We start from the raw sequence: 26,375 nt of genomic DNA, 5'->3' as shown, positions 1-26,375 counted from the left end.
ACCTTCACTGTAGCCGGAGTTTCCGCGGAACACAACGCGTGAGAACCCGTGGCGGTGGGTAGGTCTCAGGGGAACACGCTGAACGTCGCCGACGGATGGGAGCACATCGTGCAACGACATACCCCCGAACCCGAGGTCGACACCGCCGACGCCGGGACCCTCTCCCCCGGCCGCCTGCCCCTGGGGACCGTGGTCACCTCGACCTTCGAAGAGCTCGCTCCGGCACTGCCCAACGAGGTCGCCGACCTGCGCCGCAAGCTGATCCGCTGGCTGTCCGAGCTGCCACTCGACCCGGAGAGCACGCACGACATCACGCTGGCGACCTACGAGGCGCTGGCGAACGTGGCGGCCCACGCCTACCCGGACGGCCGCGGCTGGGCCCGCCTGCAGGCGACCCGGGTGGGTGACGCGGTGATGGTGACGGTCACCGACACCGGCTGCGGTATCCCGGCGACCCGCCCCCGCTCGGCGGCCGTACGCACCTCCGGCGGCCGCGGCCTGCTGCTGATCGACAAGGTGACGGACCAGTCCGAGATCGACACCGGCGAGCAGGGCACACGAATCCGCATGACCTGGCGCCCGGCGGCCCTGCGGGACGCGGGAGCGGCCTGAGCCGGCCCGGCGGCCTGCTCAGCCGGGAGTGGCCGAAGCGGGCACACCGGAGACTCAAGCCGGCGGCAGGACCGGACGGCACGTCCGCGCGAGATCGGTTCGAGACCTTGCCGATGACCTGCCGACCCGCTCGAACGAAACGGCAAGTTCGCCGACGAGCGGCTGCCGCGAACTGGGGAATAGAGCAAGACAAGAGAACGCCGCAGCGCAGAAAATACCGGGCCGATACCGTCAGTCACCTCAACATCGCTCAATGAGAGCGTCGCGGTGCGTGACCAAGCCCGGAAAGCGGTGAAGCGCGGTGAGCCGGACCTCGGCCCACCGCGCTCCAGGGAATCTCAGGCCGCGCCGGCCAGCCGGACCAGGCGGTTGCGCGGGTACGAAACCAGTTCGCGCTCCTCGTCCGTGGTGAAGATTTCGACGGAATCCTCCAGGATGTCCGCGGAATTCACCTGCAGCTGCCACGCGGGCAGCCCCGGCGCGGGCTCGTGCCAGAACCACTGGCCCTTGGTCAGCTGGTCCGCCGGGACCGTCGCGTCGTCCGTTTTCATGTCATGAGGCTAACCGTCACCACCGACAGTTTTCGCACGGGCTCAGCCATGAGTGGCACCCACCGTGATCGTCAGGACGTCCGGGTCGCCCGCGAACACCGCGCCGCTGAAGTCCGGGCCGGGGCTGACGTCGTCGTACGGGAAGGCGTAGCCCCGGTTGTCGGGGAGTTTCGAGTGCACGATGCGGGCGTAGTGGTTGGTGACGTCACCCTGGTAGAACTTCGCCGGGTCCTCCGCCGTGGGCTGGTTGGCGTTGTCCAGCAGCGTCGTGCGGTTCAGCGCCGCCGCCAGGCGCGGGACGATGCTCTTGCGCGCGTCGCTCGCGCCCTGCGGGATGGCGAACGGGCCGCTGTCGCAGCTCCAGACGTCGGCCGTGGCCGGTTTCGCGAACGACTCGGCCCCGAACACCAGCTGGCCGCCGCTGACGCGCCCGGTGAACGTGCCCAGCCCCGGGTTCTGCGAGTCCACGACGAGGTCCGTGCCCTCGTACTTCTGCCAGACCTGGTCGATGTAACCGTCCAGGTACCCGCCGAACTGGTCGGCGTGGTGGTGCGGGGACAGCGCGCGCAGGTTCCCGCCGCCGCCGGTCTGCACCAGGCCCGGCCAGTTCCCGCCCAGCGCCGTCAATTCCGAAGAAATCGCGTCGAGTGAGCCCGAAGGCAGGCCGTTGACGGTCTTCGTGCCCGAGCCGGACGTCGTGAGCGACAGTCCCATCGGGATGCCGACGAAGTCGACGTAGCTGATGTTGGCGAACAGCTGCTCGTCGTTGAACGTGAATTCGCTGAACGACCAGTTCTTCTGGAAGTTCGGGTCGTCGGGGTTCAGGAAGCTCGGGTGCACCAGGGCCGGCCCCGGGTCGAGGAAGAAGTCCAGCTTCGCGTCCGTGACGACGTACACGCGCGCGCCGCCCATCTTGGGCACGGAGACCTGGGCCCCGGAACCGACCGGGATGGCGCAGTCCTCCGGCAGCGGCGTGTGCGCGGCGCCGGGCGAGTCCGGGTAGTACGGCGAGCCGTCGGCGCGCAGCAGGACCAGCCGGCCGTCCGGGGTCGTGCCGGTCACGTAGGCGTACACGGTTCCGGAGCCGGAGTTGTTCACCAGCTTGAGACCGAAGGTCGCGGGCGTGGCCGCGGAGGCGGTGCGTGCCGCCAGGGGCAGCACGGTGGCGGTGGCGAGCGTGGCCGCCGAGAGGCTCAGGAACGAGCGGCGCGAAATCATGATTCCTCCACTTTGAGGATGACCGGAACACGCGGCGTGCTCCATAATGGACGCACCGGCCGCGCTCGCAGTTCGTTGTGGACGCCAACAAACTATGAACGCCGCCTGCGGGGCCTGACAACCCCTCCAAGGTAGGTCTAGACCACCGTCGCATCCGGCGCGCGGTGCCCCGCACGGAGTTTTTTCAAACAATCCCGGTGCGGCAGTGCCCCCGGGTACCGGGTCGCGGGTAATTCCGGGCAGGGGCCTTGACTTCCCCGGAAACCGGGGGTGAGAGTGGACGGCCTCGCAGGTGGACGCCTCCCCTTTTCCGGCCTACGCACAGAGAAAGCGGACCCCATGCAGCCCAGCAAGCGTTTCCTGCGTCTGACCGCCGTGATGGCAACGTTGTCACTGCCCTTCCTCGCGCCCGCGACGACGTCCGCCGCGGAGACCTGGACCACCGTGTTCCAGGACGACTTCGACGGCGCCGCCGGCACCGGCCTGAACGCCCAGGACTGGCTCTACGACAAGGGAACCGGCTACCCGGGCGGCGCGGGCGCCTGGGGCACCGGCGAGATCGAGACGGCGACGGACTCGACCGAGAACGTCTACCACGACGGCGCCGGCCACCTCGCCATCAAGCCGGTGCGCGACGCCGCGGGCAACTGGACGTCCGGGCGGATCGAGACGCAGCGGACCGACTTCGGCGCCCCGGCCGGCGGGCAGGCGGAGATCAGCGCGACGCTCAAGCAGCCGTCCCCCGCGAGCGGGCTCGGCTACTGGCCGGCGTTCTGGGCGATGGGCGCCGACGCGCGGCCGGTCGGCGCTACGAACTGGCCGAGCATCGGCGAGCTCGACATCATGGAGGACGTCAACGCGCTCAGCAAGCACTCCACCACGTTCCACTGTGGACAGTGGCAGGGCGAGTGCCACGACCCGGACGGCATCACGAGCGACCTGCAGGACTGCCCGGGCTGCCAGGACGGTTACCACTCCTACTCGGTCGTGGTGGACCGCCGGGACGCCGCCGCGGAGGAGCTGCGCTTCTACCTCGACGGCAACCAGACCTACTCCGTGAAGCAGAACCAGGTGTCCGACGCGACCTGGCAGGCCGCGGTCGACCACGGGTTCTTCGTCATCTTCGACGTCGCCATCGGCGGCTCGTACCCGAACAAGGTCTGCGGCTGCACGAGCCCGTCCGCCGACATCACCCCGGGCGCCGAAATGAGCATCGACTCGCTCTCGGTCAAGGTCAGCACCAGCTGACGCTAGGCTGGCGCCATGAGCGTCCGGCACACCGTCATCGACTCACCCGTGGGACCGCTGACCCTGGTCGGCGAGGGTGCCGCGCTGCTCGGCCTGTACTTCGACGGCCACCTGCGCACCCCGCGCCTCGTCGACCACGGGCCCCGGGTCGACGACGGTTTCGAAGCCGCGGAAGCGCAGCTCCGTGAGTACTTCGCGGGCACGCGGCGCGAGTTCGACCTCGAGCTCGCGCCGCGCGGCTCGGCGTTCGAGAAGCAGGTCTGGGCGCTGCTCACGAAGATCCCGTACGGCGAAACCCGCACCTACGGGCAGCTGGCCGCCGAGCTGGGCGACCCCGGCGCCGCGCAGGCGGTCGGGAACGCCAACGGCTGGAACCCGATCAGCGTGATCGTGCCGTGCCACCGGGTGGTCGGCACGAGCGGCGGCCTGACCGGGTACGCCGGCGGCCTCACCCGCAAGCGGTTCCTCCTGAGCCTGGAGGAACCGCCCGCGGACGAGGTCGGCCGGTTGTTCTAGCTCGCCGAGCAGGTCACGGTGGGCGCCGTCAGGTTCCCGCCGTGCTCGACGGTGAACCCGATGACGTTGCCGCTCCCGTTGGGCCGGGCGGTCAGCACGTACCCGGTGCTGTCCCAGGTGCCGGTGTAGTTCCAGCTGCCGATGACCTTCTGTGGCGCGTGGAAGGTGATCGTGAGCACCCAGTTATTCGAGCCGGACACCGCAACCTGGCCGTTGAAGCCGACGTTCCACTCCGCGGTCTTGGTGTAGGTCCCGGTGCACCCGCCCGACGGCGGCGGGGTCGTGGTCGTCGGCGGCGGTGTGGTCGTCGTGGGCGGCGGCGTGGTGGTGCCGCCGTTCAGGGCGTCGAGGACCGCGGTGTAGGCGGCCTTCTTGTTCCCGCTGCCGTCGAACAGCAGCGGGGTGGCGGACGCGCGCCAGGAGTCGGTGTCCCGGATGCCCCACACCGTCAGGCCGTTGCAGCGGGCCACGGCGAGACAGGCCTGGGTGACCGTGCGGTAGCTGTTCGCCTGCGCGGTACCCGACCCCTCGATGTCCAGCTCGGTGATCTGGACGTCCACGCCGAGGCTCGCGAAGTTCTGCAGCGTGGTCTGGTAGTTCGACGGCACCGGGCTGGCGCTGTTGAAGTGCGACTGGAAGCCGACGCAGTCGATCGGCACGCCGCGGCTCTTGAAGTCCTGGACCATGCGGTACACGGCCTGGGTCTTCGCCTGGGCCCAGTCGTCGGTGTTGTAGTCGTTGTAGCAGAGCTTCGCGCCCGGGTCGGCCGCCCGCGCGGCGCGGAACGCCGCCTCGATCCAGTCGTTGCCGGTGCGCTGCAGGTTGGAGTCGCGGCGGGCGCCGGAACTGCCGTCGGCGAACGCCTCGTTCACCACGTCCCACGAGTAGAGCTGGCCGCGGTAGTGGGTCGCGACCTGCGTGACGTGGTTGAGCATCGCCGTGCGCAGCGACGAGCCCTCCATGCTCTGCATCCAGCCGGGCTGCTGCGAGTACCAGGCCAGCGTGTGCCCGCGGACCTGGGCACCCTGGGACTTCGCCTGCGCCACGATCCGGTCGGCGCTGGTGTAGGAGAACTGGCCCTGGTTCGGCTCGGTCGCGTCGATCTTCATCTCGTTCTCGGGCGTGACCATGCTGAACTCACGGCTCAGGATCCCGGTGTAGACGCTGTCCGAGAGCTTGCTCGCCGAGACGGCCGTGCCGAAGTACCGGCCGGTCCGCGCCGCCGCGCTGCCGAGCGTGGTGCCCGCCGCGGGCGGCGGAGACGTCGTCGTGGTCGGCGGCGGCGTGGTGGTCGTGCTGCCGCTGTTCAGGCCGAGGAACGAGATCGCGTAGCCGACCATGCCGCTCTGCGGCAGCGTGTGGCCGGCACCCTGGACGCTGATCGCCTCGACCGGCGCCTGGACGCCGGAGCCGCCGTACCGCGCGCGGGTCCAGCCGGACTGCGGCTGGTCGGTCGTCGACGCCGTCTGGCTGACCCCGGCGAGGTTGGTCCACTGCTTGACCTCTTCGCCGAAGTTCGGGTAGCGCAGGGTGTCGTCGGCGGTGCCGTGCCACAGCTGCATCCGCGGGAACGGGCCGCTGCGGCCGCCGCTCATCTGGCGGGCCTGGTCGCCCCACTGCTGAGCGGTCTTCGTCACCTGGCCGTTGGCGCACTGGGAGTTCCAACCCGACCCGTCGGTGGTGGCGAAGCAGCCGGCGGGCACGCCCATGAAGGCCGAACCCGCGGCGAACACGTCCGGGTACTCCGCCGCGAGCACGTTCGTCATCATCGCGCCCGAGGAGAACCCGGTGACGTAGACCCGGGACGGATCGACGTTGTAGTGCTGCTTCGCGTAGTCGACCATCGAGAGGATGCCGACCGGGTCGCTGCCGCCGCCGCGGGTCAGCGCCTGCTGCGTGGAGACGTCGAAGCAGGTGCCGCTGCGGGTGGCCTCCGGGAACACGATGACGTAGCCGTACTGGTCGGCCGCGGTGACGTAGTCGCGGGCGTAGCCGTTGAAGACGGCCGAAGCCGAACCGCTGCAGTAGTGCAGCGCGACCAGCAGCGCCGGCCGGGTCGCCACCCGGTCCGGGACGTAGGTGTACATGTTGAGGTTGCTGGGGTTGTTTCCGAAACCGGTCACGCGGGTCAGCGACGCCGCGGACGCGGGCTGCGCGGCGAGCAGCACGACCGCGGCGACCACCGGCACGACGGCGGCCAGCAGCACAGTGAGCAGTCTTCTCACTCGGGGTTCCTTCCGGGGAGCAGGGCGCGCAGCAAGACGATCGTTGGCCGCCGGCGGCGAGCCGGTCAACGACTTTCGCCACGTTTCGGAACCTTTCGACCGCGCTCCGGAGCCGATCAGCCGGGGCGGCGCGGTTCTGGGAGGATCAGCCGATGACCGCGCTGCTGCTGGGCCCGCTCCTCCGGCACGTCGACGACACCTCGGCGACGATCTGGGTCGAGACGGACGGCCCGTGCGAGGTCGGCGCCGGCGACGCCTCGGCCCGCACGTTCGAGGTCTCCGGCCACCACTACGGGCTGGTCGTGCTCACCGGCCTCGAACCGGCGCGGAGCACGCCGTACGAGGTCCGGCTCGACGGTGACGTCGTCTGGCCCGAACCCGGCGGTGAGCTGCCGCCGAGCCGGATCCGCACCCTCTCCCCCGGGGACTCCCGCTTCCGGCTGGTGTTCGGCTCCTGCCGCAAGCCGCGCGAGCAGGACGCCCTCGGGCAGGACGCGCTCGCCGCCTACGCCCGCCGGATGGCCCGGCTCGACGAGGAGGAGTGGCCGGAGTCGCTGGTGCTGCTCGGTGACCAGGTGTACGCCGACGAGACCACCGGCGCGACGCAGGAGTGGCTCAAGAGCCGGCGGGACACGGCGCAGCCGCCCGGCACCGAGGTCGCCGACTTCGAGGAGTACTGCCACCTCTACTCCGAGGCCTGGTCCGACCCGGCCGTGCGCTGGCTGCTGTCCACGCTGCCGACGTCGATGATCTTCGACGACCACGACGTCCGCGACGACTGGAACACCTCGCAGGCCTGGCGGGCGGAGATGGCCCGCACGTCATGGTGGCCCGAACGCATCCGCGGCGCGCTGGTCTCGTACTGGATCTACCAGCACCTGGGCAACCTCGGGCCGGACGAGCTCGCGTCGGACAAGACGTTCCAGCAGGTCAGCACGTCCGGGACGGACAACGCGGAGCTGCTGCGCGCGTTCGCCGACCACGCCGACCGGGAGGCCGACGGCGCCAAGGGCACCCGCTGGTCCTACCGGCGCGACTTCGGCCCGGTCCGGCTGCTCGTGATCGACTCGCGGGCCGGGCGGATCCTCGAAGGCGGCGTGCGCGCGATGATCGGCGAGGACGAGTTCGCCTGGATCGAGGAGCAGGCCGCCGGCGAGTTCGACCACCTGATGGTCGGCACGTCGCTGCCGTGGCTGCTGCCGACCGCGCTGTCGTACGCCCAGTCGGTCAACGAGCGCCTCTGCGAGCGGCCGGGCCTGCTCGGCCGGGCGGCCGAGTGGTTCCGGCAGTTCGCCGACCTCGAGCACTGGCCGGCGTTCCGCACGTCGTTCGACCGGCTGGGGAAGCTCCTGGCCCGGGTCGCCGACGACGGCGCGGCTTCGGTCAACGTGCTCTCCGGCGACGTCCACCACGCCTACGTCGCGCGGGCCGAGTTCCCATCCGAGCACAAGGCGCCGGTGCACCAGCTCACCTGCTCGCCGATGCACAACACCGTGCCCTGGTACATGAACCGCGTGTTCCGGCTCGGCTGGGCCCGGTGGCTGACCCGGCTGACCGGGTGGTTCGCGCGCCGCGCCGGTGTCCCGCCCACGGACCTGACGTGGAGCTGCGTTTCGGGCCCGCACTTCGGCAACGCCGTGATGACGCTGGACGTCGACGGGCGCACGGCGTGGGCCACGCTGCAGCAGCCCGACGGCGACGGGCTCGCCGACGGGGCGACGATCCGGCTCACCTGAGGGTGGGTGCGGCGCGGCCACCCTCCCCCGCGGGATCCGGGTTAGCCTCGGATCATGGCCAAGGAGACCGCACTCGGGGAGTTCCTCCGGGCCCGCCGCGCGCAGGTGCGCCCGGCCGATCTCGGCCTGCCCGCCGGGAGCGGGCGCCGGGTCGCGGGGCTGCGCCGGGAGGAGGTCGCGCTGCTGGCGGGCGTCAGCACCGACTACTACGTGCGGCTGGAGCAGGGCCGCGAACGGCACCCGTCGGCGCAGGTGCTCGACGCGCTGGCGCGGGCGCTGGACCTGGACGGCGAGGCTGCCGACCACCTGCACCGGCTGGGCCGCCCGGCCGCGGCGCCCCGGCGCCGTCCGCGACGGCGTGAGCAGGTCGGCCCGAACCTGCTGCGGCTGATGGACGGCTGGCCGGGCACCCCCGCCGTCGTCCTCGGCCGGTGCCTGACCGTGCTGGCGCACAACGCGCTGGGCAAGGCGCTGTTCGACGGGCACACCCACAGCGGCGACCTGGTCCGGCTGGTGTTCCTCGACCCGGACGCGCGCGAGTTCTACCCGGACTGGGAGCGCGTCGCGGTCAACACCGTCGGCGGCCTGCGGGCGGCGGCCGGGATCGACCCCGACGACCCGCTGCTGATCGAGACGGTCGGCGAGCTGTCGGTCAAGAGCGAGGCGTTCCACACACTGTGGGCGCGTCACGACATCCGGCAGAAAACCCAGGAGACCAAACGGTTCCACCACCGGCTGGTCGGTGACCTGACCCTGAGCTACGAGGCGCTGACGGTGAACAGCGCGCCCGGGCAGCAGCTGGTCGTCTACCAGGCGGAGCCGGGCAGCCCGTCGGAAGCGGCGTTGACGCTGCTGGGCAGCCTGACGACCGAAAGCGCTCGGCAGAACGTCAACCGCTGAGCCAATTCCACAATGGACAGTCTAGTTCGTGCTGCCCGAAAACCCTTGGAAAGGAAAGATCCGTGAAGGTCGTCCTCATCACCGGTGCCAGCAGCGGCATCGGCCACGCCACCGCGGTGCGGCTGGCCGCCGAAGGCCACCACGTCGTGCTCGGCGCCCGGCGGAAAGACCGTCTCGAGGCGCTCGCCGGGGAGATCCGGGCGGCGGGCGGCCGGGCCGACGTGCACAGCCTGGACGTCACCGACCGCGCCGACGTCGCCGCCTTCGCCGACGCGGCGGTGCGTGAGCACGGCCGGATCGACGTGTTCGTCGCCAACGCCGGCGTGATGCCGTTGTCCCGCCTGGATTCCCTGCACGTCGAGGAGTGGGACCGGATGCTCGACGTGAACGTCCGCGGCCTGCTCCACGGGATCGCCGCGACCCTGCCGCACTTCCAGCGCCAGGGATCCGGCCACTTCGTGACGATCGCCTCCACCGGCGCGTACGAGGTGGTGCCGACGGCGGCGGTCTACTGCGCCACCAAGTACGCGGCCCGGGCGATCACCGAGGGCCTGCGCCTGGAGTCCGACCCGAGCCTGCGCGTCACGACGATCTCGCCGGGTGTCGTGGAGTCCGAGCTGGCGGACACGATCACCGAGGCGGGCGCGAAGGAGGCGATGGCCGCCTACCGCGCGCACGCGATGCCGCCGGACGCCATCGCCGGGGCGATCTCGTACGCGATCGGGCAGCCGGACGGCGTCGACGTCAACGAGCTGGTGGTCCGGCCGACCGCCCAGCGGTGACCATCGTGAAGCCGCCGTCGCGGTCACGCTCCCAGGTCGTCAGCGAGGCGTTGGGGACCGGCGTGACGGCGGCCGCGCGCATGAGGTCGGGTTCCGGCACGCCCTCCAGGAGGTACCGGAGGGCGAACACCGTCATCTCGTGCGCGCAGAACAGGACACGCGCGCCCGGCCGCTCGGCGCTCAGCTCGGCGAGCAGGGGCCGCACCCGCAGCACGACGTCGGCCCAGGACTCGCCGCCCGGCGGCCGGTAGTAGAACCGGCCGAGGCGCTGCTTGCGCCGGGCCTCCTCGGGCCAGCGCTCGCGGACACCACGGGTGGTCAGCAGGTCCAGGACGCCGAGCTCGCGGTCGCGCAGCCGCTCGTCGGGCACGATCGCCACCCCGGCGGGCGCGGCCAGCCGGGCGGTGTCCCAGGCCCGGCGGTAGGTCGAGGTGACCACGACGTCCGGCGGGTGCCCGGCGAGCAGCTCCCCCGCCGCCTCGGCCTGGTCCCGGCCCAGGGCGGTCAGCGGCACGTCGGCGTCGCGTTCGGCGAGGTCGATCACGTCGGCGCCCGCCACCTCCGCCTCCTCGCGGGCCACGTTGCCCGTGCTCTCGCCGTGCCGCAGCAACCCCACCCACTCCAGGTCGACCTTCACGCGCGGCTGGTACCCCCCGACACCCGCGGCCGAAACCCGGGATGGTTGGGCCCGCCGAAGACGTCCGGCTAGGGTCGGTCCATGTCGCGGAGCCTCGACGGCCAGGACCGGCTGCAGCTGCTGGAGTCGATCCTCGGCGCCCCTTCCGGCCACCTCGGGCTGACCACGGTGCTGACCGAGACGCTGGACCGCGTCCGCGAGGTGCTGAAGGTCGACACCTCGACCGTGCTCCGGTACCAGCCGGGCGGGCAGCAGCTCGTGGCGATCGCGGCCGTGGGCATCGAAGAAGAGGTCCACCAGGGGGTCCGCGTGCCGGTCGGCACCGGGTTCGCCGGCCGGGTGGCCCTCGACCGGGAACCCGTCGTGCTCGACCACGTCGACGAGACCACCGTCGTGAACTCCCTGCTGTGGGAACGCGGCCTGCGCTCCATGCTCGGCGTGCCGATGGTCGTCGGCGCCGACCTGGTCGGCGTGCTGCACGTCGGGTCGGTCCGGGAGCGGCGGTTCTCCGAGGCCGAGATCGGCACCCTGCAGCTGCTCGCCGACCGGCTCGCCATGGCGATCCAGGTCGAGGCGCTCGAGGAGAACCGCGCCGCGACCATGGCGCTGCAGCGCAGCCTGCTGCCGGACGTCCTGCCCGACCTGCCCGGCCTCGCCTTCGCCGCCCGGTACGTCCCCGGCGCGGAGACCGGGCTCGGCGGCGACTGGTACGACCTCTTCTCGCTGCCGGGCGACCGCGTCGGCGTCGTGATGGGCGACGTCTCCGGGCACGGCCTGGAGGCGGCCGTGATCATGGGACGGCTGCGCAGCGCCCTGCGCGCCTACGCCCTCGACTGCGACGACCCGGCCGAGACGCTCGGCAAGCTCGACCGCAAGGCCAACCACTTCGAGCACGGCGCGATGGCCACCGTCGCCTACGGGATCATCGACCCGCTGCGGGAGTCACTGCGGCTGTCGCTGGCCGGGCACCTGCCGCCGGTGCTGGCGCGCCCGGGTGAGCTGGGCGAGCTCGTGACGACGCCGGTGGACCCGCCGATCGGCCTGTCCATCGGACGGCCCGAGCGGCGCACCACCGTCGTCGAGCTGCCGGTCGACGGGGTGCTCGCCTTCTACACCGACGGGCTCGTCGAGCGCCGCGACCGGCCGGTGGACGACGGCATGACCGAACTCGCGGCCACGGTCCGGGCCGGGGAACCCGAGCGCGTGTGCGCCCGGGTGATGGCCACGATGATCGGCTCCCGGCCGGCGCAGGACGACGTCGCCCTGCTCGTCGTCCACCGCCACGCCCTCTGAAGCACGCCCTCCGAAGCGCCGGTCAGGACTCCGTCAGGGCCGCCTCCCGCGTCGGGAACAGCGAAAGGCTGTCCTCGAGCCCGGTCAGCTGGATCGGCCGCAGGGTGGCCCGGCCGGTCGCGACGATCCGCACCGCGGTGCCCGGCCCGGCGTTGCGGTGGATCATCAGCAGCGCGGTCAGCCCCGGCGACGCCAGGAACTCGACGTTGCTCAGGTCGACCACGAGCAGTCTCGGCGCCGCGGCCAGTGCTTCGTCCGCGGCTTGGACCACGGCGGGCGCGGTGGTGGTGTCGACGTCCCCGGAGACGTCGAGGACGACCGCGCCGTCCTGCTCCGTTCGGGCGATCCTGAACGCCCCGAATGGCACAGCAGCCGGAGAGCCCGCAGTGTGGGTGTTCTCGGTCATGGTGTTCTCTCCCGCCCTCGGCGGCGACGCCGGAAGCTCCGGCGGGCGCGCTTGATCACGAAGGCTGTCTGCTCAACCAGGACCAATCATGCCCGTAGCACCGCGCTCCCGCCGCGTCAGCACCCTCCGGGTTTGCGTCGCGCCCGCGAACAGGCAGGATGGTGACCATGGCCGAAACGGACGCGAGTGCCGCGGGCACCGTCGTCCTGGAGCACCGCGAAGGCGCGGCGGTGCTCCGGGTGAGCGGCGCCCTCGACCTCGCTCTCGCGCCGAAGCTGCGGCAGTTCGCCGACCGCGCTTCCCGTCAGCAACCCGCGATGCTGGTCATCGACCTGACCGACGTCACCTTCCTGGCCTCGGCCGGGATGGCCGAGCTGGTGCGGGCGCACCGCGGCGACTCCGGGGCCGCCCCGCTGCGGGTGGTGGCGAACGGCCGGATCACGTTGCGCCCGCTGGAGCTGACGCGGCTGACCGACGAGCTCGCCATCTTCCCGTCGTTGACCGACGCACTGAGTCCCTGATGCCGCCCCCGCCCCACTTCGACGCCGTACTCGACGCCGTGCGCCGGGCCTTCGTCGACGGGGCGGGCCGGCCGGTCGGCACCGAGCTGAGGCCGCTGGGCGCGGCCGAGGCCCGTGCCCTGCTCGGCGACGGCGTCACGGCGGCCGTGACCGAACCCGCGGTCCTGGCGGGCCTGCTGCCGGGCCGGGCGGTCACCGCCGCGGTCGCGGTCACCGGCGGTCACGACGGCGGCACGCTGGTCTACACCGGCGCCGAGGTCGGCGGCCTGCCCGAGGCCGTCGCCGCCGCCGTCCAGGCCGCCACCGCCGACCTCGCGGACACCGTGCTGCGGCTGCAGGGTGACGCCGCGGTGATCGACGCGCTGCACTCGGTGGGCCGGCAGCTGACCGCCCAGCTGGACCTCGGCGGGATCGTGCAGGACGCGACCGACGCCGCGACGAAGGCGACCGGCGCAGGCTTCGGCGCGTTCTTCTACAACCTCGTCAACGATGTCGGCGAGTCGTACACCCTCTACACGCTCTCGGGCGTGCCGCGGGAGGCGTTCGAGCGGTTCCCGATGCCGCGCAACACCGCGGTGTTCGGCCCGACCTTCGACGGCACCGGCACCGTCCGCAGCCCCGACATCACCGCGGACCCCCGGTTCGGGAAGAACGCGCCCTACCGCGGGATGCCCGAGGGGCACCTGCCCGTCCGCAGCTACCTGGCGGTCTCGGCGATCAGCCCGACCACCGGCGAGGTGCTGGGCGGCTTCTTCTTCGGCCACCCCGAGACCGGCCGGTTCACCGAGCGGCACGAGTACCTCGCCGAGGGCATCGCCGGCTACACCGCCATCGCGCTGGACAACGCCCGCCTCTACGAGCGGGAACGCACCCTCGTCACCGAGCTGTCCCGCAGCATGCTGCCGGTCGCGCCGGAGATCCCCGGCCTCGGCGTGCTCACCCGGTACCTGCCCGCGGCCACCGGGACGAAGATCGGCGGCGACTGGTTCGACGTGTTCCGGCTCCCGTCCGGCGCGACCGCGTTCGTGATCGGCGACGTCGTCGGGCACGGCGTCACCGCCGCGACCGTGATGGCCCAGGTCCGCACGGCGATCCGGTGTTACGCCCTGCTGGAGCTGGCGCCGTCGGAGGTGCTGCGGAACGTCTCGGAGCTGACCGGCGGGCTGTTCGGCGCGAGCTTCGTCACCTGCTTCTACGCCGTCCACCACCCGGACGGCACGCTGACCTACGCGAACGCCGGGCACCTGCCGGCGATCCTGGTCCGGCCCGGTGCCGAGGCGGAACAGCTCGGCGAGGCGCTGGCGCAACCGCTGGGCGTCGGCTCGGAGTTCCCCCAGCGCAGCACCACCTTCCCGCCGGGCGCCGACCTGGTGCTCTACACCGACGGCCTGGTCGAGAGCCGCACCCGCGACCTCACCCTGGGCATCGAATGGCTGCTGGCGGGTATCCCGGGCGTGCTGGCCGCCACCGACCTCGACGCGGCGTGGGACGCCCTCGTCGAGGAGCTCACGCACGGGCGACACGACGACGACATCGCGCTGATCCACGTGCGTCACCGCGGAGAGGACGGCACATGACAGACCCCCTCCCCCCGGGCGCCCCCACCTCCCCGACGTCGTTCCACCGGCGCACGGTCGCGCTCGCCGACCGGCTGCCGGAGCTGCGCGAGGCGCTGGCCGACTGGGTGCGCACGCTCGGCCTGGACGACGAACGCGTGGAGGACGTCGTCCTCGCCGGCTACGAAGCGATGGCCAACTCCGCCGAACACGCCTACCGCGACCGGGAAGCCGGGTACGTCGACGTGCGGGCCGAGTCACTGGCGGGACGGCTGACCGTCACGGTCACCGACTACGGGAACTGGCGGGCCCCGGTGCCGACGAACGGCCTGCGGGGCCGCGGGCTCCTGCTCATCGACAGCCTCGCCGACCAGTGCGCCCAGGTCCACCGCGAGGACGGCACGACGATCACCATGAGCTGGTCCGACGGCCTCGCACCGGCCTGACACCGCGGCCGGTGGCAACCGGCGCGCCCGGCGGGCCCCGGGTAGGCTTTCCGGGGTCCCCGATCCGGGAGAGTGATGACCGTCGCCGAGGAATCCCCCCGCCCCGCGTTTCCGGGCCTGTTCCCCGGAACCAGCCGGATGGCGGCGCGGATGCGGGAGTTCGACTGGGCTTCGTCACCGCTGGGCCGTCCGGAGGACTGGCCGCCGAACCTGACGACGGCGGTGCGGATCTGCCTGACGTCCCGCTTCCCGATGATCGTCTGGTGGGGACCCGATCTGCGGTTCCTCTACAACGACGCCTACCTGCCGCTGCTCGGCACCAAGCACCCGGCGCTCGACAAGCCGGGTGCGCAGGTCTGGTCCGAGATCTGGCACATCATCGGGCCGATGCTGGCCGGGGTGATGGAGACCGGCGAGGCGACCTGGTCGGAGGACATGCTGCTGCCGATGAACCGGCACGGCTACTGGGAAGAGACGTACTGGACGTACTCCTACAGCCCGCTGCACGACGACAGCGGGGCGGTGCAAGCGGTGTTCACCGCCTGCACCGACAGCACCGAGCGCGTGATCGGCGAACGCCGGCTCGCCGCGCTGCGCGAGCTGGGCGCGCGGGCCGGGATCGCCCGCACCGTCGCCGAAGCGTGCGAACTGGTGGCCGACGTGCTGGGCCGCGCCGGGGCCGACGTCCCGTACGCCGCGATCCACGTCCGCCGGCCGGGCACCGGCGAGCTCGCGCTCGCCGCCGTCACCCCCGGCGGTTCCGGGGACGCGGAAGGCTGGCCGCTGGCCGAGGTGCTCGCCGACGGCGTCCCGCGCACCGTGTCCGGCCTGACCGCGAAGTTCGGCGAACTGCCGTCGGGCGAGTGGTCCGAACCACCCGCCGAAGCCGTGGTCCTGCCGCTGCCGGGGGACGCGGGCGGCCCGGCCACCGGGGTGATCGTGCTCGCGGCGAGCGCCGGGCACGCCGTCGACGAGTCCTACCGGACGTTCCTCGGGCTGGTCGCCCAGCAGACCACGGCCCTGGTCAACGGCGCCGTCGCCTACCAGGTCCAGCAGGAGCGCGCCGAGGAGCTGGCCGCGCTGGACGTGGCGAAGACGACGTTCTTCTCCAACGTCAGCCACGAGTTCCGGACGCCGCTCACGCTGATCCTGGGGCCCGCGGCGGAGTTGCGGGAAAAGCTCGGCGACGCCGATCCGGCGGTGCGCGAGGAGATCGACGTCATCCACCGCAGCGCCCTGCGGCTGGGGCGGCTGGTGACCAACCTGCTCGACTTCTCCCGGATCGAGGCGGGCCGGATGCAGGCCCGGTTCGAGCCGGTCGGCCTCCCGGAGTTCACCTCGGAGCTGGCGAGTGTGTTCCGCGCCGCGGTCGAGCGGGCCGGGCTGGCGTTCGAGGTCGAGAGCGAGCCCGTGGGCGAGCCGGTGCACGTCGATCGCGGGATGTGGGAGAAGGTCGTCCTCAACCTGCTGTCCAACGCGGTCAAGTACACCTTCGACGGCACCATCCGGGTGCACACCGGCCGCGACGGCGACCACGCCGTGGTGACCGTGTCCGACACCGGGATCGGCGTCGCCGCCGACGAGATGCCCCGGCTGTTCGAGCGGTTCCACCGGATCTCCTCGGCGCGGGCGCGCTCGGACGAGGGCAGCGGGATCGGCCTGGCGCTGGTGCGCGAGCTGGTCGGCATGCACGGCGGCGACATCACCGCGGACAGCACCCCCGGCGCCGGCACGGCGTTCCGGATCCGGCTGCCGCTGGGTACCCGGCACCTGCCCGCCGACCAGGTCGCCCCCGGGCCCGTGCGCGCCGGGATCGCCGTGGAGACCGTGGAGCCGTTCGTCGCGGAAGCCCTGCGCTGGCTCCCCGGGCCGGACGACGAGCCGGTCACCGTCCCGGCCGGGACGGCGGGCGCGCGGGTGCTGGTCGCCGACGACAACGCCGACATGCGCGACTACCTCGCCCGGCTGCTGCGCGACGAGTACGCCGTGACGTCCGTGCGTGACGGCGTCGAGGCGCTGGCCGCCGCGGCCGCCGACCCGCCGGACCTGATCGTCAGCGACGTGATGATGCCCCGGATGGACGGCCTGGAGCTGCTGGCGCAACTGCGCGGCGACCCGCGCACGGCCGCCGTCCCCGTGCTCCTGCTCTCGGCGCGGGCCGGGCAGGAAGCCGCGGTCGACGGGCTGGCCGCCGGCGCCGACGACTACCTCGTGAAGCCGTTCTCCGCGCGGGAACTGCTGGCCAGGGTCCGCACCACGCTCCAGCTCGCCCGGTTGCGCACGCAGCACGCACGCTGGCGCGCGGCGATGATCGACTCGCTGCAGGAGGGGTTCTTCGTCGGTGACGCCGACGGGCGGATCGTCGAGATCAACACCGCGTTCACCGAGCTGCTGGGGTACGGCGCGGACGGCCTGCCCTACACCCAGCCGTTCCCCTGGCTGCCGGTCGCGGACGCGGATCCCGTGGGACACCAGCAGGTTCTCGACGCCCTCGCGCGGACCAAGGCCGAGCCCGGCGGCAGTTTCGTGCTGCCGATGCGGCACCGCGACGGCCACCGCGTGTGGACCGCGTCCACCTACAACGTGCTGCACGACGACGAAGGCCGCCGCCGGCTCGTCGGCACGATCCGCGACGTCACCGCGGAGCGCTACGCCGTGCAGCGGGAAAGCGCGCTCGCGGCGATGAACCAGCGCCTCGCCGGGCTGAGCGGCGTCCCGGACGTCCTCGACGCCGCGGTGGCGCTGCTGCGCGACCTGTGGCGGGCCGAGCGGGTGCTCGCCGTGACCTGGCCTCGCATCGGCGAGCCCGAGCTGGTCTCCACCGATCCCGCCGACCGGCGGTGGACCGGGCTCGCCGCGCCGGTGCGCGCGACGCTCGACCGGATCCGCTCGCTGCCCGCGTTGCACGCGGCACCGGCGGGATCGGCCGTCGGCACCACCCTCGACCACCCCGACGGGCAGCTGACGCTCTGGGTGGAGCCCGCGGCCGGGCGGCCGCTCGGCACCGAGGACCAGACGTTGCTGGCCCTGCTGGCCGGCACGCTCGCGCACGCCCTGCGCCGCGCCCACCGCGACGACCGGCAGCGCGAGGTCGCCCTCGCCCTGCAGCGCTCGATCCTCGGCCCCGCCCGGCTCCCGGACGGGTTCGCGGTGCGCTACGAACCGGCGACACCGCCCCTGGAGGTCGGCGGTGACTGGTACGACGTGATCACCCTCGACGACGACCGCATCGGCATCGTGGTCGGCGACTGCGTCGGCCGGGGCCTGTCCGCGGCGGCCGTGATGGGCCAGCTGCGCAGCGCCTGCCGGGCGTTGCTGCTCGAGGCCAGCAGCCCGTCGCACACCCTGACCGCGCTGGACCGCTTCGCCCTGCAGGTGCCGGACGCGCTGTGCACCACCGTCTTCTGCGGTGTGCTCGACCCGGCCACCGGCACCCTCACCTACAGCAGCGCCGGGCACCCGCCCGCGACCCTGATCCACCCGGACGGCACGGCCGAGTCCCTCGACGCCGGCGGCAGCGTCCCGCTCGCGGTGCGGGTCCCCGAGGCCCGGCCGGAGGCCACCGCGGTCGTCCCCGTCGGCTCGCTGCTGATGCTCTACACCGACGGGCTCGTCGAACGCCGCCGTGAGCCGCTCGACGACGGCATCGACCGCGCGACCGGGGTCGCCCACGACGCGCACGACGCCGAGCTCTCCGACCTGGCGAGCACGCTGATGAGCTCGCTGCGGCCGGCCGACGGCTACGAGGACGACGTCGCGCTGCTGCTCTACCGCCGGACGGTGCCGCCGCTGACCATGGAGTTCGCGGCGCACCCGGAGAGCCTCGCCTCGACCCGGCACTGGCTGCGGGCGTGGCTGGCCGACGCCGGCCTCGGCGAGGACCTCGAGCAGGACGTACTCGTCGCCGCCGGCGAGGCCTGCGCCAACGCCGTGGAGCACGCCTACACCGGCGGGACCGGGCCGAACGCGCAGCTGTCCGTGCGGCTCACCGGCGCGCACCTGGTCGTCACGATCGCCGACCACGGCCGCTGGAAGCAGCCGCCACCGGACAACCACGTGCTGCGCGGGCGCGGCATGCCGATGATGGAGGCGCTGGCCGACGCGGTCACCATCCGGCACGACACCGAGGGCACCACCGTCACCCTGGAATGGAGAATCGGTTCGTGACGACGGCACTCACGCTGGACCCCGGTCCGGGCGACGAAGGAGACCGGATCCTGACCGTGACCGGCGAGATCGACATGAGCAACGCCGCGGAGTTCGGCTCCGCGCTCGACCGCGAGCTGGCGGCGGGCGCCGCCGTCACGGTGGACCTCACCGCGGTGACCTACCTCGACAGCGCGGGCGTCGCCGTGCTGTTCGACCGCGCGGACGCGCACGACCTCCGGCTGGTCGCGCCGCGGCTGCTCACCCGCGTTCTGCAGGTGTCGGGCCTCACCCGGGTCGCGAAGGTCACGATCCGCTGAGCCCGCAGGGGTTGGGATCGGCCGCGCCTGGGTACGCGAGGGGCAGCGACGGTCGGAGGGTGGGTTGCACTGCCGGTGGTCGTTAGGTGGCTTCTCGGCAGCCAACCCACGGTGTTCAGCAGCGAGCCCGGGCCGGTGCCACCGCCGTACCGGGCCCAGTGTTGCGGAAGTCGCGACCGGCGCGGGTAGGGTTTCGCCGGATCCGTTGAAGCAGCAGCGGTTCGAAACCTGACCGCAGCCGCCCGGACGGAGATGAGCATGAGCGGTGCGCCGATCCCGGCCGAAGACCTCGACGAGCTGACCGCCGCCATGGCGGACCTCACCGGTGCCCTGGAGAGCGAACCCGCCGAGGAGATCCTCGAAGTCGTCTGCGCGGAGGCGGTCCGCGCCATCCCCGGCGCCGACATGGCCAGCATCACCGCGATCCGCGACGGCGAGCCCGAGACCGCGGCCGCCACCGACGACCGCGCCGTCGAGATCGACCGCGTCCAGTACGCGGCGGGTGAAGGCCCGTGCCTGCAGGCGGCGTCGACCGGCGAGATCGTCCGGGTCCCGCTCGCCACCGCCGGGCGGGTGTGGCCGGAGTTCACCGACTACGCCACGAGCATCGGGGTCGGCAGCTACCTCGCCGCGCCGCTGCGCGTCGACGAGCACCTCGGCGGCGCGCTGAACCTCTTCGGCCACGGCGGCCACGGCTTCGCCGAAACCGACTCCCAGCTGCTGAAGCTCTACACCACGATCGTGACGTTCGGGCTGCGCACGACGCGCCGTTACCACCACGCCCGGCAGCGGGCCGTCGAGCTCGAGGCGGCGATGAGATCGCGGGCGGTGATCGAGCAGGCCAAGGGCATCCTGATGGCCGTGCACCGGATCTCCGCCGACGAAGCCATGCAGCGCCTGATCACCGAGTCCCAGCGCAGCAACGTGAAGCTGCGGGACGTCGCGACCCGGTTCGTCGCGGAGCTGTCCGCCGGTGGCTCGCCGGGCTGACCCGGTCCTATGCGCTACGCCGGACCGGGAACGGCCAAGTCAGGGTCATGACCGTGCCGTCGTCGGTCGAGCGCAGGTCGAGGCCGTCCACCAGCGCCTGGATCAGGCGCAGGCCACGACCGCGGCCGCCCTTCTCTTCCAGTGCCTGCCAGCTGCCTTCGTCGGCGATCGTGATGATCAGCACCTGGTCGTCGATGCGGGCCCGGACGTCGATCTGTCCCGGCCGGCCTCCGTAGGCGTGGTCCAGCACGTTCGCCATGGCCTCCCAGGAGGCCAGCACGACGTCTTCGGCCTGCCTGCTCACCTCGTCGCCCGCCCTCCGGCGCAGCCACGACATGAGATGGCGGCGCAGACCCGGCAGCGTGCGTGGGGAGATGGTGCCGCGGTAGCGCCACCCGTCCGTTCCGTGCTCTTCCACATTCACCTCCTCGGGGGACTGGTGGATTGCTACCCACGTGCCGAGGTTCTCAATCAGCGGTTCACCGCGAGCATGGTGCGTTCGGACCTGGTGCGCGGCGGGCGGGCGTGATCGGATGACCCGATGACTCGGTCGACGTCGTCCGTGGTGCTGTGCGCGGTGCTGGCCGCCGCCACCCTCCTGCCCGCCCCGGTGGCCTCGGCCGCCGCCGATCCCGGGCCGGGCGCCGTCTCGCACTTCGGCCTGGCCCGCAAGGACTGCCTGGGCACGGCGCGGAACACGACCAGCAAGGCGTGGTTCACCGTGGCGAACGGCGTCCTCTCGGACGTCTACGCGCCGGTGATCGACAACACGAACGTCGAGACGCTGCAGTTCGCCGTCACCGACGGCCGCAGCTTCACCGACCTGCAGGCGCGCGACATGACCTACACGGTCCGGACCAGCGCGGGCGGGATGGCCTGCGAGGTGACGTCGACCCCGCGCAGCGGCAGGTACCGGCTGGTCACCGAGTACCTGGCCGACCCGGCGCGCACCGGCGTGCTGATCCGCACCCGCCTCGAGCCGCTGCGGGACTCCGGCCGGGACCTCAAGGTCTACGTGCGGTTCGACGCGAGCATCAACGGCAACGGCGGTGGCGGCGAGGCCAACGGCGGCGGCGACACGGCCACCGTGGACGCTGCGACGTCCGCCCTGGTCAGCGCGGACACGAACACCGTCTCCAGCGCGCCCGCCCGCGACTACGGCACTCCCCTGGCCGCCGCGCTGCGCGCCGACCACCGGTTCCTGAATACCTCGAGCGGGTTCGCCGGCACGGCCGGTGACGGGCTGGCCCAGCTGGACCGCGACCACCGCCTCACCGACACGACGCCGTCGGCGGTGAACGGCAACGTGGTGCAGACCGCGCAGCTGGACCTGGCCCCGCGCCGCCCGGCCGTGCTCGCGCTGGGTTTCGGCGCCGACGCACGCGCGGCCGTCGCGACGGCCGGGGCGAGCCTGCGCACGCCGTTCGACCAGAGCTACCGCGACTACGCGCGCGGCTGGCAGGACTACGACAAGGGCCTGAACCCGTTGCGCGGCAAGGATTCCGACGCGTACTACCAGTCGGCCAACGTCCTGAAGGCCAGTGAGGACAAGACGTTCCCGGGCGCGGTGGTCGCGTCGCTCGGCAGTCCGTGGGGCCAGGCGGTGTCCGCGGGTGACGCGCCGGGCGGCAAGCCGGTCTACTTCGGCTCCTACCGCGAGATCTTCGCCCGCGACCTCTACGAAAGCTTCTCCGGCCTGCTGGCCGCCGGCGACCGCGACACGGCGCGGGCGAGCGTGCGGTGGCTGTTCTCGCGCCAGCAGCAGCCGGACGGCCGGTTCCCGCGCAACTCGCTGCTCAACGGCAAGAAGGCGCCCGACTCCGGCGGTGACCAGCTCGACGAAAGCGCGTACCCGATCCTCATGGCGTTGCAGGCCGGCCTGGACCGCGACCGGACGCTGTACACGAACCACATCCGGGCGGCCGCGGACTTCGTGGTGGCGCACGGCCCGTCGTTCGGCTCCGAGCGTTGGGAGGAACAGGGCGGCTACTCCCCCTCGACGATCGCCGCGGAGATCGCCGGCCTCGTCGCCGCAGGCGTCATCGCCGACCGCAACGGCGACCCGGCGCGCGCCCGCGTCTACCGGGCCACCGCCGACCAGTTCCAGCGCAGCATCAAGGGCTGGACGGTGACATCCACCGGTCCCTACGGCGGCCGGTACTTCCTGCGGCTGACCAAGAACGGCGACCCGAACTCGGAGTACATCTACAACCTGGGCAACGGCTCGGTCGACGCCGACCAGCGCGCCGTCGTCGACGCCGGGTTCCTCGAGCTGACCCGCCTCGGCGTGCTGCCGGCGAACGACCCGGACGTCACGGCGTCGCTGGCCGTCGTCGACCGCGTGATCAAGCGGGACACCCCGGCCGGGCCGGGCTGGTACCGCTACGGCACGTCGGCGCCGGGCAGCGAAGACGGCTACGGCGACTGCTACGAGCCCGACCCGACGAACTGCGCCCCGACCGGCACCCCGTGGCCGACGACCAACACCGGGTCCGGGCACCTCTGGCCGGTGCTCGCCGGGGAGCGTGGTGAGCAGGCCGTGCAGACCGGCGACCGCGCGGGCGCCGCGGCGCTGCTGCGCGCCATGCGGGCGCAGACCGGCGGGACCGGGCTGATTCCCGAGCAGATCTGGGAGAACCCCGCGGTGCCGGCGTCGCCGTACGGCACGGATCCGCGTACCGCCTCCATCGGCTTCACACCAGGCCAGTCGGTCGGCTCGGTCGCGCCGCTGAGCTGGGCCCAGTCCCAGTCGGTCCGCCTGGCCCGGGCCGTCGCGGACGGCAAGCTGCCCGAGCAGCCCGCCGACGTCCGCAACCGCTACGTCACCCACGCCCCGCCCGCGGCGCTGGCGGTCACCCTGGACGCGCCCGCGTCGGTCTCGACCGCGACGGCCGCGGTCACGGGCACCGCACCCGCGCGCAGCCAGGTCGACCTGGCCGTCTCGGCCACCGACGCCGGGACGACCACGGTCCTTTCGGTGCGCGCTTCCGCAGCCGGCACTTTCGCCGCGACGGTCCCGACCCCGCTGGGCGCGAACGTCGTCACCGCGACGGCCACGGGTGCCGGCACGGGCTACGCGCAGCGGACGATCAGCTCGGATTTCGTCACCGGCACGGTCTTGCTGGACCAGACCGACCCGGACGGTGACGACACCGGCCCGGGCACGTACACCTACCCGACGGCGACGGACTTCCACGCGGGCGCGTTCGACCTGCAGCGGTTCCAGGTCATCGACTCGGGCACCACTCTGGTGTTCCGCGCCCAGGTCCGCGACCTGTCCCCGACGTTCGGCTCCCCCCTGGGCGCCCAGCTCCTGACGATCTACGCCCACGACCCGGCCGCGACGGTCACGTCGACCGCGCCGCCGTTCCCGACCCGGGCGTACACGATCGCCCCGTCCGACGCGTGGAGCCGCCGCCTTGAAGTCCAAGGCTTCGCCGACCCGTCGCTGGTGGACGCTTCGGGAGCCGCGCTGGCGACACCATCGGTCCAGGCTTCGCAGGCGACGCGGTACATCACGGTGAGCGTCGCGAAGTCGGCGTTCGGGACCCCGGCCGCGGGCTGGACGTTCGCGGTGGTCCTCACCGGCCAGGACGGCAACTCCCCCGACCAGGCGAGGCCCTTCACTCCGACGGCGGGCCAGTACACGTTCGGCCTGTGCGCGGCGGGCGGAACGTCCCCGGTGTGCACCGCGGACCCGGCCACGGCGCCGAAGGCGCTGGACGTCCTGACCCCGGCGGGCGTGGACCAAGCCGCCGAGCTGGACCCGACTCGCGGCCCGGTCGCGGTGCGCGGGGTGCCGGTGGGCTGAGTGCCGGTGGGCTGAGTGCTGGTGGGCTGAGTGCTGGTGGGCTGAGTGCTGGTGTTTGCCCCGCCCAATCAGGACACAGCTGCTCGGCGACGCTCGCCAGGCGGGTGAACGGGGATCGCCGCACCAGGTGGCCCCGACGGGCAGATCCGGATCTCGAGGCGGTTGAAGCCGCTCGCCGATCGGCCGTCGTCGCGGGCGGCTTCAGCCCACCCCGCACACGGGACCACGTCAGGTAAGACGTTCAAGATCACCCAGGGTTGCTTTTGTGCGGGCAACCCCACTTCCGAGCTAACCCGAACGAGTCGTGGGCATCTTTCCTAGTGAGCGCGAAGTTCGGTGAAGGACTCACCGAACCCGCCTGACACAGGAAGGGGTCCAGCTCATGACCATTCGTCCGAGCGTCCGCCGCACCGTGACCGTCCTCGCCGTGACCGGCGCCGCCGCGTCCGCCGTCGTCGCCGGGGCCGGGGCCGCCTCCGCGATGCCGACCGACTTCAACTGCGCCTCCGGCCAGGTCGACACCACCCTCGTAGCCGGCGACCCCGGTGCGGGCCAGCGCTACGCCTCGGTGGTGTTCACCGCGAAGCCAGGCGAGTCGTGCACCCTCCCGGGCGCGCTCCCGGTGACCCTGACCGGCGCCGACGGCGTCACCGTGACCGCCGACCCGGCCGCCGCGGACGCCCCGCCGGTCACCGTCGCCGACGGCGCGCCCGCCTCGATGCTCCTGCACTGGACCGGCATCGAGGCCCCGGAGAACCAGGTGTCGCCGACGAGCGTGACGGTGACGGCCCCGGCAACGACCACCCCCCGCGGCGACACCTTCGAGCCGGCGATCACCCTGCCCTGGAACCAGGGCGCAGTGGACGACTCCGCCGAGGCGCACACCCTGACCGTCGGCCCGGTGACCGCAGGCACACCCACAGCGTGACGCGCCCCCGGTCCACTATGGACACCTTCAGTCCACGGTGGACCGGCGCTCGACGCCACCAGCCGCCCCGGATGCCGGTCAGAGCGGGCGCACCCAGGCAGTAACGCGGGCGTCCTCGAGTCCTTCCCAGATCTCGCTGAACGCGACCAGCCCAGCGCGCAGGCCGGCCAGCCCAACTGAGGCAAACCTGGCCATCGACCTGGTGACCGCAGGCACACCCACGGCGTGACGCTCCCCCGGTCCACTGTGGACGACTTCAGTCCACGGTGGACCGGCCTACCACGCCCTCCAGGAGCCCCAGGACGTCGGTCAGCGTGAGCGCGCCCACGCAGTAACGCCCACCCGGCCGACGTTATCGAATCCTTCCCGGACCTCGCTGAACGCGACTAGCCCGGTACGCAGGCCGGCCAGCTCGACCGAGACGCACCCTGACCGCCGGCCCAGTGACCGCAAGCACGCCCGCCGCGTGACGCCCACCCGGTCCACTGTGGACGAATTCAGCCCACGGTGGACCACCGTTCCACGCCATCCAGGCGCTCCGGGCACCGGTGAACACGACCGGCCCGTCGCGCCGGGTCGGCCAGCTCGACCGAGGCGCACAGTCTCACCGTCACCGCACCCACGTCGCGATGCCCGCTGAGCCCACTGTGGTCGAACCTCAGTCCACGGCAGACCTGCGCTCGACGTCCTCCAGGCGTTCCCGGATCTCGGTGAGCGCGACCAGCCCGGCACGCAGGCCGGCCAGCTCGGCCGGGGTGACCAGCGTGGCCAGCTCGTCGTCCACCGACGTCACCGCCGCGCGGATCGCCGCCGCGGCCGCGCGGCCTCGTTCGGTCGCCGTGACATCCGAGTCCGGTTCCCGGGTCAGGTAACCGCGCGCGACCAGGGTGTCGACCAGCTGACCGGCGGCCTGCTTGCCGACGCCCAGCTCGCGGACCAGCTGCCGGGCCGCCCCGCCGTGGTTCACCAGGCCGCCGAGCACGTACGGGCCGTTACGCGGCATGTCGTCGAATCCACCCTCGGCCAGCCGGGCGCGGATCGCCGCGCCGTAGCTGCCGCGGGCCGCGCGCAGGAGGGCCGGGAGGACGACGTCACCGGGTTCAGGAGCCACGTCGGCATCGTCCGTCCTGGTCAGACGGCTGTCAACGCGCGCGGCCGACGAGGTCCCGAACGATCACCGGCGGCCGCCGTGGTCATCACCTGCCTCGTGGTGGTTTCCGTGGTCGTCCCCCCGTTCCGCGCCCCGGCCGCCGTGGTCGTCACCGGGCTCCACGCCCCGGCCGCCGTGCCGATCGGCCGACGGGTACGTGCCGGGCGCCGACGGGTATGTACTCGGCACGGACGTCACCGCCGACGGAACCGTGCTGTACCTGGACGTTCCCGAAGACGTCGAGATCGTCGAAGGCCGGACGGTGTCGTCCGTGCCCGGGTGCGACGACGACGCCAGTGCCGCCGTCGTCCCGCCGATCGTGAGGGCCGCTCCCGCCACCGCGAACACCAGTACCTTGCGCATCGCTGCTCCTTTTCGTTCTC

Annotated in this window: 23 protein-coding genes; 15 read left to right on the top strand and 8 right to left on the bottom strand. The window is 72.6% G+C overall.

The features are described 5' to 3' along the window. Positions 1 to 108 precede the first annotated feature (108 nt). Positions 109 to 612 carry an ATP-binding protein gene (locus tag ACIOD2_RS49405; RefSeq protein ID WP_400553052.1) on the top strand — a complete coding sequence of 168 codons (504 nt, stop codon included), beginning with the start codon at positions 109 to 111 and terminating at the stop codon, positions 610 to 612. A 338-nt stretch (positions 613 to 950) separates the two neighbouring features. Here the strand turns inward: ACIOD2_RS49405 and ACIOD2_RS49400 are convergent, their stop codons facing one another. Both ACIOD2_RS49400 and ACIOD2_RS49395 read right to left on the bottom strand, forming a co-directional pair. Further along, complete coding sequence (locus tag ACIOD2_RS49400) at positions 951 to 1,163, bottom strand: hypothetical protein (RefSeq protein ID WP_400553051.1); 213 nt, start codon at positions 1,161 to 1,163, stop codon at positions 951 to 953. Between the two features lie 42 nt (positions 1,164 to 1,205). Further along, the gene (locus ACIOD2_RS49395) at positions 1,206 to 2,381 is read right to left on the bottom strand and encodes a glycoside hydrolase family 64 protein (RefSeq protein ID WP_400553049.1); all 1,176 of its coding nucleotides are present in this window, start codon (positions 2,379 to 2,381) and stop codon (positions 1,206 to 1,208) included. Between the two features lie 339 nt (positions 2,382 to 2,720). On the opposite strand from ACIOD2_RS49395, the gene ACIOD2_RS49390 reads away from it, so the two are divergent. Together ACIOD2_RS49390 and ACIOD2_RS49385 are read left to right on the top strand one after the other, a co-directional pair. Next, entirely contained in the window at positions 2,721 to 3,629 is a 909-nt protein-coding gene (locus ACIOD2_RS49390) for a glycoside hydrolase family 16 protein (protein WP_400553048.1), read from the top strand. A 15-nt stretch (positions 3,630 to 3,644) separates the two neighbouring features. Further along, complete coding sequence (locus ACIOD2_RS49385; protein ID WP_400553047.1) at positions 3,645 to 4,145, top strand: methylated-DNA--[protein]-cysteine S-methyltransferase; 501 nt, start codon at positions 3,645 to 3,647, stop codon at positions 4,143 to 4,145. Here the strand turns inward: ACIOD2_RS49385 and ACIOD2_RS49380 are convergent. Beyond that, positions 4,142 to 6,370 carry a PHB depolymerase family esterase gene (locus tag ACIOD2_RS49380; RefSeq protein ID WP_400553046.1) on the bottom strand — a complete coding sequence of 743 codons (2,229 nt, stop codon included), beginning with the start codon at positions 6,368 to 6,370 and terminating at the stop codon, positions 4,142 to 4,144. The genes ACIOD2_RS49385 and ACIOD2_RS49380 overlap by 4 nt on opposite strands. 152 nt (positions 6,371 to 6,522) lie before the next feature. Here ACIOD2_RS49380 and ACIOD2_RS49375 point away from each other — a divergent pair, with 152 nt between their 5' ends. From ACIOD2_RS49375 to ACIOD2_RS49365, 3 genes are all read left to right on the top strand, one after another. Further along, a complete protein-coding gene (locus ACIOD2_RS49375; RefSeq protein WP_400553045.1) occupies positions 6,523 to 8,106 on the top strand; it encodes an alkaline phosphatase D family protein in 1,584 nt (527 codons plus the stop codon). A gap of 54 nt (positions 8,107 to 8,160) precedes the next feature. Beyond that, positions 8,161 to 9,006: a helix-turn-helix transcriptional regulator gene (locus tag ACIOD2_RS49370; protein WP_400553044.1), complete on the top strand. Its 846-nt coding sequence runs from the start codon at positions 8,161 to 8,163 to the stop codon at positions 9,004 to 9,006. 62 nt (positions 9,007 to 9,068) lie between these two features. Further along, positions 9,069 to 9,788 carry an SDR family oxidoreductase gene (locus ACIOD2_RS49365; protein ID WP_400553043.1) on the top strand — a complete coding sequence of 240 codons (720 nt, stop codon included), beginning with the start codon at positions 9,069 to 9,071 and terminating at the stop codon, positions 9,786 to 9,788. On the opposite strand, the gene ACIOD2_RS49360 is transcribed toward ACIOD2_RS49365, so the two are convergent. After that, positions 9,751 to 10,425, bottom strand: a complete 675-nt coding sequence (locus tag ACIOD2_RS49360) for a histidine phosphatase family protein (protein ID WP_400553042.1) — start codon at positions 10,423 to 10,425, stop codon at positions 9,751 to 9,753. The genes ACIOD2_RS49365 and ACIOD2_RS49360 overlap by 38 nt on opposite strands. Before the next feature lie 81 nt (positions 10,426 to 10,506). Here ACIOD2_RS49360 and ACIOD2_RS49355 point away from each other — a divergent pair, with 81 nt between their 5' ends. Continuing rightward, on the top strand, positions 10,507 to 11,718 hold the full coding sequence (locus tag ACIOD2_RS49355; RefSeq protein ID WP_400553041.1) for a PP2C family protein-serine/threonine phosphatase: 1,212 nt from the start codon (positions 10,507 to 10,509) through the stop codon (positions 11,716 to 11,718). A 22-nt stretch (positions 11,719 to 11,740) separates the two neighbouring features. Here the strand turns inward: ACIOD2_RS49355 and ACIOD2_RS49350 are convergent, their stop codons facing one another. Then, entirely contained in the window at positions 11,741 to 12,124 is a 384-nt protein-coding gene (locus ACIOD2_RS49350) for an STAS domain-containing protein (protein WP_400553040.1), read from the bottom strand. A gap of 167 nt (positions 12,125 to 12,291) precedes the next feature. On the opposite strand from ACIOD2_RS49350, the gene ACIOD2_RS49345 reads away from it, so the two are divergent. The 6 genes from ACIOD2_RS49345 (at position 12,292) to ACIOD2_RS49320 (ending at position 20,103) form a co-directional block, all read left to right on the top strand. Then, a complete protein-coding gene (locus ACIOD2_RS49345) occupies positions 12,292 to 12,645 on the top strand; it encodes an STAS domain-containing protein (RefSeq protein ID WP_400553039.1) in 354 nt (117 codons plus the stop codon). Next, the gene (locus tag ACIOD2_RS49340; RefSeq protein ID WP_400553038.1) at positions 12,645 to 14,222 is read left to right on the top strand and encodes a PP2C family protein-serine/threonine phosphatase; all 1,578 of its coding nucleotides are present in this window, start codon (positions 12,645 to 12,647) and stop codon (positions 14,220 to 14,222) included. Before ACIOD2_RS49345 ends, ACIOD2_RS49340 begins: the two co-directional genes overlap by 1 nt. Next, positions 14,219 to 14,647 carry an ATP-binding protein gene (locus ACIOD2_RS49335; RefSeq protein ID WP_400553037.1) on the top strand — a complete coding sequence of 143 codons (429 nt, stop codon included), beginning with the start codon at positions 14,219 to 14,221 and terminating at the stop codon, positions 14,645 to 14,647. Before ACIOD2_RS49340 ends, ACIOD2_RS49335 begins: the two co-directional genes overlap by 4 nt. A 75-nt stretch (positions 14,648 to 14,722) precedes the next feature. Next, positions 14,723 to 18,814: a SpoIIE family protein phosphatase gene (locus tag ACIOD2_RS49330; protein WP_400553036.1), complete on the top strand. Its 4,092-nt coding sequence runs from the start codon at positions 14,723 to 14,725 to the stop codon at positions 18,812 to 18,814. Then, entirely contained in the window at positions 18,811 to 19,113 is a 303-nt protein-coding gene (locus ACIOD2_RS49325) for an STAS domain-containing protein (protein ID WP_400553035.1), read from the top strand. The genes ACIOD2_RS49330 and ACIOD2_RS49325 overlap by 4 nt, the downstream gene beginning before the upstream one ends. Positions 19,114 to 19,371: 258 nt before the next feature. Continuing rightward, positions 19,372 to 20,103: an ANTAR domain-containing protein gene (locus ACIOD2_RS49320; protein ID WP_400553034.1), complete on the top strand. Its 732-nt coding sequence runs from the start codon at positions 19,372 to 19,374 to the stop codon at positions 20,101 to 20,103. A 7-nt stretch (positions 20,104 to 20,110) separates the two neighbouring features. Here the strand turns inward: ACIOD2_RS49320 and ACIOD2_RS49315 are convergent, their stop codons facing one another. Next, positions 20,111 to 20,521 carry an ATP-binding protein gene (locus ACIOD2_RS49315; protein WP_323326044.1) on the bottom strand — a complete coding sequence of 137 codons (411 nt, stop codon included), beginning with the start codon at positions 20,519 to 20,521 and terminating at the stop codon, positions 20,111 to 20,113. 123 nt (positions 20,522 to 20,644) lie between these two features. Here ACIOD2_RS49315 and ACIOD2_RS49310 point away from each other — a divergent pair, with 123 nt between their 5' ends. Both ACIOD2_RS49310 and ACIOD2_RS49305 read left to right on the top strand, forming a co-directional pair. Continuing rightward, positions 20,645 to 23,914: a glucodextranase DOMON-like domain-containing protein gene (locus tag ACIOD2_RS49310; protein ID WP_400553033.1), complete on the top strand. Its 3,270-nt coding sequence runs from the start codon at positions 20,645 to 20,647 to the stop codon at positions 23,912 to 23,914. A 382-nt stretch (positions 23,915 to 24,296) separates the two neighbouring features. After that, positions 24,297 to 24,842, top strand: a complete 546-nt coding sequence (locus ACIOD2_RS49305) for a DUF4232 domain-containing protein (RefSeq protein ID WP_400553032.1) — start codon at positions 24,297 to 24,299, stop codon at positions 24,840 to 24,842. A 658-nt stretch (positions 24,843 to 25,500) separates the two neighbouring features. On the opposite strand, the gene ACIOD2_RS49300 is transcribed toward ACIOD2_RS49305, so the two are convergent. Together ACIOD2_RS49300 and ACIOD2_RS49295 are read right to left on the bottom strand one after the other, a co-directional pair. After that, positions 25,501 to 25,953 (bottom strand): MarR family transcriptional regulator, encoded by a 453-nt coding sequence (locus tag ACIOD2_RS49300; RefSeq protein WP_400553031.1) that lies wholly within the window; start codon positions 25,951 to 25,953, stop codon positions 25,501 to 25,503. Positions 25,954 to 26,016: 63 nt separating this feature from the next. Then, the gene (locus ACIOD2_RS49295) at positions 26,017 to 26,355 is read right to left on the bottom strand and encodes a hypothetical protein (RefSeq protein WP_400553030.1); all 339 of its coding nucleotides are present in this window, start codon (positions 26,353 to 26,355) and stop codon (positions 26,017 to 26,019) included. Between the last annotated feature and the right edge of the window lie 20 nt (positions 26,356 to 26,375).

The organism is Amycolatopsis sp. NPDC088138, assembly GCF_044741685.1.
GTDB lineage: Bacteria > Actinomycetota > Actinomycetes > Mycobacteriales > Pseudonocardiaceae > Amycolatopsis.
The sequence above is the reverse complement of the archived record's forward strand: the minus strand, read 5'-3'. Positions and strand labels throughout refer to the sequence as shown.

Coding starts and splice junctions, on each gene's coding strand:
- ACIOD2_RS49400 (WP_400553051.1), bottom strand. CDS start 1,163: ATGAAAACGGACGACGCGACGGTCCCGGCGGACCAGCTGACCAAGGGC.
- ACIOD2_RS49395 (WP_400553049.1), bottom strand. CDS start 2,381: ATGATTTCGCGCCGCTCGTTCCTGAGCCTCTCGGCGGCCACGCTCGCC.
- ACIOD2_RS49390 (WP_400553048.1), top strand. CDS start 2,721: ATGCAGCCCAGCAAGCGTTTCCTGCGTCTGACCGCCGTGATGGCAACG.
- ACIOD2_RS49385 (WP_400553047.1), top strand. CDS start 3,645: ATGAGCGTCCGGCACACCGTCATCGACTCACCCGTGGGACCGCTGACC.
- ACIOD2_RS49375 (WP_400553045.1), top strand. CDS start 6,523: ATGACCGCGCTGCTGCTGGGCCCGCTCCTCCGGCACGTCGACGACACC.
- ACIOD2_RS49370 (WP_400553044.1), top strand. CDS start 8,161: ATGGCCAAGGAGACCGCACTCGGGGAGTTCCTCCGGGCCCGCCGCGCG.
- ACIOD2_RS49355 (WP_400553041.1), top strand. CDS start 10,507: ATGTCGCGGAGCCTCGACGGCCAGGACCGGCTGCAGCTGCTGGAGTCG.
- ACIOD2_RS49350 (WP_400553040.1), bottom strand. CDS start 12,124: ATGACCGAGAACACCCACACTGCGGGCTCTCCGGCTGCTGTGCCATTC.
- ACIOD2_RS49345 (WP_400553039.1), top strand. CDS start 12,292: ATGGCCGAAACGGACGCGAGTGCCGCGGGCACCGTCGTCCTGGAGCAC.
- ACIOD2_RS49340 (WP_400553038.1), top strand. CDS start 12,645: ATGCCGCCCCCGCCCCACTTCGACGCCGTACTCGACGCCGTGCGCCGG.
- ACIOD2_RS49335 (WP_400553037.1), top strand. CDS start 14,219: ATGACAGACCCCCTCCCCCCGGGCGCCCCCACCTCCCCGACGTCGTTC.
- ACIOD2_RS49330 (WP_400553036.1), top strand. CDS start 14,723: ATGACCGTCGCCGAGGAATCCCCCCGCCCCGCGTTTCCGGGCCTGTTC.
- ACIOD2_RS49320 (WP_400553034.1), top strand. CDS start 19,372: ATGAGCGGTGCGCCGATCCCGGCCGAAGACCTCGACGAGCTGACCGCC.
- ACIOD2_RS49310 (WP_400553033.1), top strand. CDS start 20,645: ATGACTCGGTCGACGTCGTCCGTGGTGCTGTGCGCGGTGCTGGCCGCC.
- ACIOD2_RS49305 (WP_400553032.1), top strand. CDS start 24,297: ATGACCATTCGTCCGAGCGTCCGCCGCACCGTGACCGTCCTCGCCGTG.
- ACIOD2_RS49295 (WP_400553030.1), bottom strand. CDS start 26,355: ATGCGCAAGGTACTGGTGTTCGCGGTGGCGGGAGCGGCCCTCACGATC.